Below are 6931 nucleotides of genomic sequence, written 5' to 3' on the forward strand. Positions count from 1 at the left end.
TGAATTCTTCTGCCTGCTAACCGGCATCTCTCGCTTGCGTATGCGTTCGCCCACACAATTGGTTTACATGGTGGCGTTAACTACAGGTTATCGTGATCGCCTTGTCGGGGAGGTCTCGGGCGGGTATAAGCCTTCTCACAACAACGATTCAGAAACAGGGCCAAACGTCACCCGGGCTCGCCGTTCTCGCTCCTTGAGGTCGGTTCACCGTTTTTGTCCTCGGGTAACCGTGTACCCGGTTCGCCCAGTTCTGCACGCACGGCATCCAGCGCGGCCCGCACGGTGGGCATCTCCCGGTCGCGCGCCGCGGCGGCCCGCGCCGCCGCGATGGTGTGCTCGCGCAGCTCGCTGTCGATCGCGCTGACCTGCTCGGCCACGTGCGCGTTCTCGGCCTCGTCCCGGGCGACCAGCGCGGTGCTGAGCAGCGACTCGGCGACCAGCACGCGGGTGGCCACCAGCTCCTCCACCGCCGATTGCAGCGACGACGTGACCTCGCCCGCCCACCGGTCCAACAACGCCCGGTCCCGCAGCAGGCCGCGGATGTGGATGACCACGAACGCGACCGCCAACCCGATGACGACGCACCCCGCGGCCCCCGCGGCGGCGACGGCGGGGCCCAGCCGGGAGGTCAGCCCGCCCACCAGCCGGCCAAGCGTCAGCGCCACGCCAAGCCCGAACGCGGCGCCCAGCAGCATCAGCAGCCACGTCTCCTGCCGCCGGGATTTCAGCGGCGGCGGACCGACCTCGACCGTCGGCAGCTTGTCCTCGGTGTCGTGGCGGGCGGGCAGCGCCGCCGGCACACCCAGCACCTGCGCGACGTCGGCCAGGTGGGTGGCGGTTCCCTCGCTCACCTCGGCCACCACCTCGTCGACCCGCCCGCGCGCGTACGCCTCGAACCCGGCCATCTTCCGCCGGGCCAACCCCGCCGCGTCCTCCTGCAACTCGCCGCGCACCGACGAACATCGGTTGCGCGCAAAGTAGGACAACTGCACCCGCGCCTGCTGAATCTGGCCGCGCAGCGTGATGGTCCGTTCGGTTTTCGACTGTCGCCGCAGCCGCAGCGCCGTGCTGCGCTCTTCGCGCAGCCCGTCCACCCGGGCCCGCCGGCCGGCGCCCTCGGCGTCGCGGTCGAACCGTCGGGCGACCGTCTGCAGCCGGGATTCCCAGGCGCGCAGCCTGTTTCGCCGCGCGATGTCGCCGTCGGCGAGTTGCGCCGCGACGGTCTGCGCCAGGTCGTCGACGTCCGGGTCGCCGAGGTCGGGCCGGGCGGCCGCACCGACCCACGGCACCCGGGCGTAGCGCGGCGCGTGCGCGGCCAGGACGTCGCGGTTGGCGGCCACCACGTCGCGCCAGTTGCGGTGGACGTCGATCTTGGACACCACACCGACGACCACGTCGGTGTGTTCGGCGGCGGCATCGAGCAGGGCGCAGTCGGACGCGGTCAGCTGCGCCGCCGCGGACACCACGAAGACCACCGCGGTCGGCGCGTCACCGGGTCCCAGGTCCGTCGACTCGACGAACTTGTGTTCCGGCAGCCGTTCGCGCAGCGCCCCGACCACCGCGGTGACACCGGCGAGCCACGGGCCCGTCACCAGCACCACGTCGCGGCGGTTGATGGCGGGCGCATCCACCCGGGGGCCGATCGCCGCCACCAGCGCGTCGACCCGGGTGGCCGGATCCTCGCTCAATTCGACTCCCCGGGCAGCGGGCCGACGTCGCGCGACCAGAGCCGGAGCGATCCGCGGGCGATGTCCCCGCCGCACGCGCGGTGCAGCTCGCTGACCGGGCCACGGCCGTAGCGCTGCCAGCGCACCGCGCGCGGCAGGTGCGCGGCCGACTCGGCGCCGGGATCCAGCCCGGCCGCGGCGGCGACGTCGACGGCGGCCGCCATGCGCGCCAGCACCGTGTCGTCGCGGCAGAGGAAGCGGTGGATGCCTTCGTCACCGACCGCGAGGGCCTCCAGTTCGGCGACGGCCCGCAGCACCCGGCGATAGCGCGCCTCGGCGCCGGCGGCCGAGATCCTGTGCACGACGGCGTCCACGCCGCTCACCCGGTGCAGCAGCGCCCGGACCTGCGCCGGCGTCCCGCCCCGCCGGGCCGCGGCGATCCCGAGCGCGGTGCCGAACAGGTCCAGGGTGTCCAGCAGGCGCTGCCGAACGTCGGGGGGCACCGGAATGTCCGCGGCGAGGAAGCCGGCGAAGGAGCCGTCAAGGCAGGCGGCACCGCCCGGGTCGGCCGCCAGCGCCCGCAGCGCCGCCCACAGCGCGGCCTCCAGGTCGTCCGCGGCCACCGCGAGCAGGGCGCTCATCGGCTCCATCGGCGCCCCGATGAGCGCGGCGAACTCCGCGCAGCGCGCCCGCGCCGCCGCGAGCGGCGCGTCGCCGGTTCGGCCCGACAGCGAGCCCGCCAGGTCGGCCTTGTTCAGCACCGCGGTCACCGGCCGTCCGGCGGCGGCGACAGCCTCGGCGTCCTCGGGTTTGACCACCTCGGCGACGACATGGACCACGACGTCGCAGCCGCCCGTCGTCACCGCGAGCCCGGCGAGGGCGAGGGCGCGCGCCACCGTGCGGAGCCCCACCCCCGGGCGCCCGCGGACGGCCACGCGCAGCGGCGCGGCGCATCGCTCGGCGACCGCCGTCACGCTCGGGTCGGCGTGGCCGGCGGCGAAGCGCCGCAGTTCGTCGACGAACCTGGTGTGCCCTTGTCTCGTCATATCCCGTCCCGATTCAACCTCACCGAATGGTGGCACCTGCATCAGCCAGATGCGAGCCACCGGGCTGTTACCAGTCGAAGGCAACTGTTGGGTATCAATCTGGATCAGGGGCGGCTACATCGGGGGTTCATGGGCCACCATGGACAAATGCATGCGCAACCCGGGGTCGGGACGTGTCCCGGCGCGCCGGTGGGAGTGGAGGCTGTCCTGGAGGGAGAAGGGGGAGCGGTCCCGGAACCGCCCGACGCGGACCGGCCCGGGCAGCGCCACCTTCCGGCCACGAGCTTTCGCTCGCGGCGCTCCGCGCTGTCGGGGGCCCAGCGCCAGACGTGGGAGCGGCTGTGGCCGCAACTGGGCCTCTCGGTCGGCGCTGACGCGTCGGGGGTGCCCCAGCCCGCTGAGCCGCTGGACACCCGCGGGTGGTTCGGCCGCGTGGCGCCGGTGGTGCTCGAAATCGGTTGCGGCAGTGGCACATCCACTCTGGCCATGGCCAAGGACGAGCCGCACATCGACGTGATCGCCGTGGAGATCTACCGGCGGGGGCTGGCCCAGCTGCTGTCCGCGATCGAGCGCGAGCGGGTCGACAACATCAGGTTGATCCGGGGCAACGCGATCGACGTGCTGGACCGCCTGATCGCGCCGGGATCGCTGAGCGGGGTGCGCGTCTTTTTCCCCGACCCCTGGCCCAAGGTCCGCCACCATAAGCGCCGGTTTCTGCAGCCGGGCACGATTGGCCTGATCGCGGACCGGTTACTCCCCGGTGGTGTCCTGCATGCCGCGACGGACCACCCGGGTTACGCCGAGCAGATCGCCGAGGTCGGCGACGCCGAACCCGGGCTGCGCCGCGCCGGTCCGGGCGACCGGCTGCCGATCTCCGTGGTGCGCCCCACCACCAAGTACGAGACCAAGGCTCAAGAAGCGGGCAGCGTCGTGCACGAATTCATCTGGACGAAGGCCGGATAGGGCTGGATAAGGCGATGAGATGAGCCTGACGGAAGAGACCACAGCAGCGCGGCAAGCGCACCTGGAATCACCGGCGGTCCTGTCCGCCGAGGGCCTGAGCAGCTTCCAACCACCGGCGGGACGAGTGCTCCTGGTCTGGGACGCCCCCAACCTCGACATGGGCCTGGGCTCCATCTTGGGGCGCCGCCCGACGGCCCTGGAACGCCCGCGTTTCGACGCCCTCGGCCGCTGGCTGCTGGCGCGCACCGCGGAGGTCAGCGCCGGGCGGCCTGGCGTCGTGATCGAACCCGAGGCCACCGTTTTCACCAACATCGCGCCGGGCAGCGCCGACGTTGTCCGGCCGTGGGTGGACGCCCTGCGCAACGTGGGCTTCGCCGTGTTCGCCAAGCCGAAGATCGACGAGGACAGCGACGTCGACCGCGACATGCTCGGCCACATCGCGCAGCGACACCAGGAGGGCCTGGCCGCGCTGGTGGTGGCCTCGGCCGACGGCCAGGCGTTCCGGCAACCGCTGGAGGAGATCTCGCGGACCGGGGTGCCCGTCCAAGTGATCGGATTTCGCGAACACGCGAGTTGGGCGCTAGCGTCGGATACCTTGGACTTCGTCGACCTGGAAGATATCGCCGGTGTCTTCCGGGAACCGTTGCCACGGATCGGTCTAGATTCGCTGCCTGATCAGGGGGCATGGCTGCAGCCGTTCCGGCCGCTGTCTGCCCTGTTGACCACGCGTGTGTGAGACTGGAAAACCAATATGCGCGGGTCGCTAGCGATCCAGTAAGGAGCTTACGTGTTCGCCTGGTGGGGTCGAACCGTGTACCGCTACCGGTACATAGTGATCGGGGTCATGGTGGTCCTGTGCCTCGGCGGCGGCGTCTTCGGCATGAGCCTGGGCAAGCACGTCACGCAGAGCGGCTTCTATGACGACGGCAGCCAATCCGTCAAGGCCTCGATCCTGGGCGACCAGACGTACGGTCGTGACCGCACCAGCCACGTCGTCGCCACCTTCACCGCGCCCGACGGCAAGACCGTCGAGGACCCGGCCTGGCACCAGAAGATCGTCGACGAGCTGAACAAATTTGTGAAGGACCATCCCGACCAGGTGCTCGGCTGGGCCGGCTGGCTGGCCTTGGCCCCCGGCGCCGAGGCCCCTAACAGCCAGATCAAGGGGATGGAGACCGAGGACAAAAAGCACACGTTCGTCACCATCCCGCTCAAGGGCGACGACGACGACACCATCCTCAACAACTACAAGGCCGTCGCGCCCGACCTGCAGAAGCTCGAGGGCGGCAAGATCGAACTCGCCGGCCTGGAGCCCGTCGCCAACGCCCTGACCGGCACCATCGCCAGTGACCAAAAACTCCTGGAATACCTGGGGCTACCGCTGGTGACGGTGGTGCTGTTCCTGGTGTTCGGCGGCGCGGTCGCCGCCGGCCTCCCGGTCATCGTGGGCGGTCTCAGCATCGCGGGCGCGCTGGGCATTCTGCGGTTCGCCGCCATCTTCGGCCCGGTGCACTTCTTCGCCCAGCCGGTGGTCTCGCTGATCGGTTTCGGTATCGCCATCGACTACGGACTTTTCATCGTGAGCCGATTCCGCGAGGAGATCGCCGAGGGCTACGACACCGAGGCCGCCGTGCGCCGTACCGTCATGACGGCCGGTCGCACCGTCACCTTCTCGGCGGCGCTGATCATCGCCTCGAGCGCCAGCCTGCTCGTGTTGCCGCAGGGCTTCGTTCATTCGCTGGTTTACGCCATTTTTGCGGCGGTCGGGCTGGCGGCGCTGCTGTCGATCACGCTGCTGCCCGCCTGCCTGGGCATCCTCGGACCCAACGTCGACGCGCTCGGCGTGCGAACCGCGTTCCGGGTGCCGTTCCTGCGCAACTGGAAGTATTCGCGGGCCTACCTCAACTGGCTCGCCGACCGGCTGCAGAAGACCAAGACCCGCGAGGAGGTGGAGGCCGGCTTCTGGGGCAAGCTGGTCAACTTCGTGATGAAGCGGCCGCTGGCCTTCGCCATCCCGATCGCCGTCGGGATGATCCTGCTGGTCATCCCGCTGGGAAACCTGTCGTTCGGCGGCATGAGCGAAAAGTACCTGCCGCCCAACAACTCCGTGCGCCTGGCGCAGGAGCACTTCGACAAGACCTTCCCGGGATACCGGACCGAGCAGCTGACCGTGGTGATCAAGAGCGACAACGGCAGCAAGGTAACCGACCAGCAGGTCGCGGACATCCGCAACAGAATCTCGACCATCACCGGCTTCACCGACAAGACGTGGCAGGAGCGTCCCTGCCCGGCCATCGCTGACAATCCCTGCGTCGCCGGGCCGAACGGGACCACCCAGCCCAAGAACGACTCGGTGCGGGTGATCCAGAACGGCCTGGTCAACAAGAACGATGCCGAGAAGAAGATCAACGAGCTGCGGGCGATCAGCCCGCCCAAGGGCCTGACCCTTTTGGTCGGCGGCACGCCGGCGCTGGAGCAGGACAGTATCCACAGCCTGTTCGACAAGGCCCCGCTGATGATGGTCCTGTTGCTCGGCGCCACCACGGTCCTGATGTTCCTGGCGTTCGGATCGTTCGTACTGCCGATCAAGGCGGTCGTGATGAGCGCGCTGACGCTGGGATCGACCCTGGGGATCCTGACGTGGATCTTCGTCGACGGGCACTTCGCCTCGCTGCTCAATTTCACGCCGACACCGTTGATGGTGGTGCTCATCGCGCTGGTGGTCGCCGTCGGTTTCGGGCTGGCCACCGACTACGAGGTGTTCCTGGTGTCCCGGATGGTCGAGGCGCGCGAGCGCGGCATGTCCACCGCCGAGGCGATCCGGATCGGCACCGCGACCACCGGCCGGCTGATCACGGCCGCCGCGCTGGTGCTCGCCGTGGTCGCCGGCTCGTTCATGTTCTCCGACCTGGTGATGATGAAGTACCTGGCCTTCGGCCTGGCGGCGGCGCTGCTCCTGGACGCGACCGTGGTCCGGATGTTCCTGGTGCCGTCGGTGATGAAGTTGCTCGGCGACGACTGCTGGTGGGCCCCGCGCTGGGCCCGGCGCCTGCAGAACAAGATCGGGCTGGGCGAGATCGACCTGCCCGACGAGCGCAAGCGCCCCACGCTCAACGGGCGCCCCGCCCGGCCGCCGGTCGCGGCCGCCAGCCTGGTTGCCGCGACGCCGCGCGCCCCGCACGACCCGACGCACCCCGGCGCGCTGGAGCCCTCGCGGGCGACTCCCCCCGGCCCGGCCGGCATCCGGGTGGGGGC

General features: G+C 70.4%; 5 protein-coding genes. 3 read left to right on the top strand and 2 right to left on the bottom strand.

Annotation, left to right across the window (positions count from 1 at the left end):
* Window positions 1–167: 167 nt before the first annotated feature.
* Both A5673_RS16560 and A5673_RS16565 read right to left on the bottom strand, forming a co-directional pair.
* Window positions 168–1688: a hypothetical protein gene (locus A5673_RS16560; RefSeq protein WP_082958785.1), complete on the bottom strand. Its 1521-nt coding sequence runs from the start codon at window positions 1686–1688 to the stop codon at window positions 168–170.
* On the bottom strand, window positions 1685–2713 hold the full coding sequence (locus tag A5673_RS16565; RefSeq protein WP_068234460.1) for a hypothetical protein: 1029 nt from the start codon (window positions 2711–2713) through the stop codon (window positions 1685–1687). Before A5673_RS16565 ends, A5673_RS16560 begins: the two co-directional genes overlap by 4 nt.
* Window positions 2714–2842: 129 nt before the next feature.
* On the opposite strand from A5673_RS16565, the gene trmB reads away from it, so the two are divergent.
* The 3 genes from trmB to A5673_RS16580 form a co-directional block, all read left to right on the top strand.
* The gene (gene trmB / locus A5673_RS16570; RefSeq protein ID WP_082958786.1) at window positions 2843–3676 is read left to right on the top strand and encodes a tRNA (guanosine(46)-N7)-methyltransferase TrmB; all 834 of its coding nucleotides are present in this window, start codon (window positions 2843–2845) and stop codon (window positions 3674–3676) included.
* Window positions 3677–3695: 19 nt separating this feature from the next.
* Entirely contained in the window at window positions 3696–4412 is a 717-nt protein-coding gene (locus A5673_RS16575) for an NYN domain-containing protein (protein ID WP_068234452.1), read from the top strand.
* A 51-nt stretch (window positions 4413–4463) separates the two neighbouring features.
* Window positions 4464–6931, top strand: a 2468-nt coding sequence (locus A5673_RS16580) for an MMPL family transporter (protein WP_082958788.1), incomplete at its 3' end; no start/stop codon positions are given.

The organism is Mycobacterium sp. E3198 (genome assembly GCF_001667015.1).
Taxonomy (GTDB): Bacteria; Actinomycetota; Actinomycetes; order Mycobacteriales; family Mycobacteriaceae; genus Mycobacterium.

What these genes read in the sequence shown, in the direction of transcription:
- A5673_RS16565 (WP_068234460.1), bottom strand. Translation starts at nt 2,713, where the DNA reads ATGACGAGACAAGGGCACACCAGGTTCGTCGACGAACTGCGGCGCTTC.
- trmB (WP_082958786.1), top strand. Translation starts at nt 2,843, where the DNA reads ATGGGCCACCATGGACAAATGCATGCGCAACCCGGGGTCGGGACGTGT.
- A5673_RS16575 (WP_068234452.1), top strand. Translation starts at nt 3,696, where the DNA reads ATGAGCCTGACGGAAGAGACCACAGCAGCGCGGCAAGCGCACCTGGAA.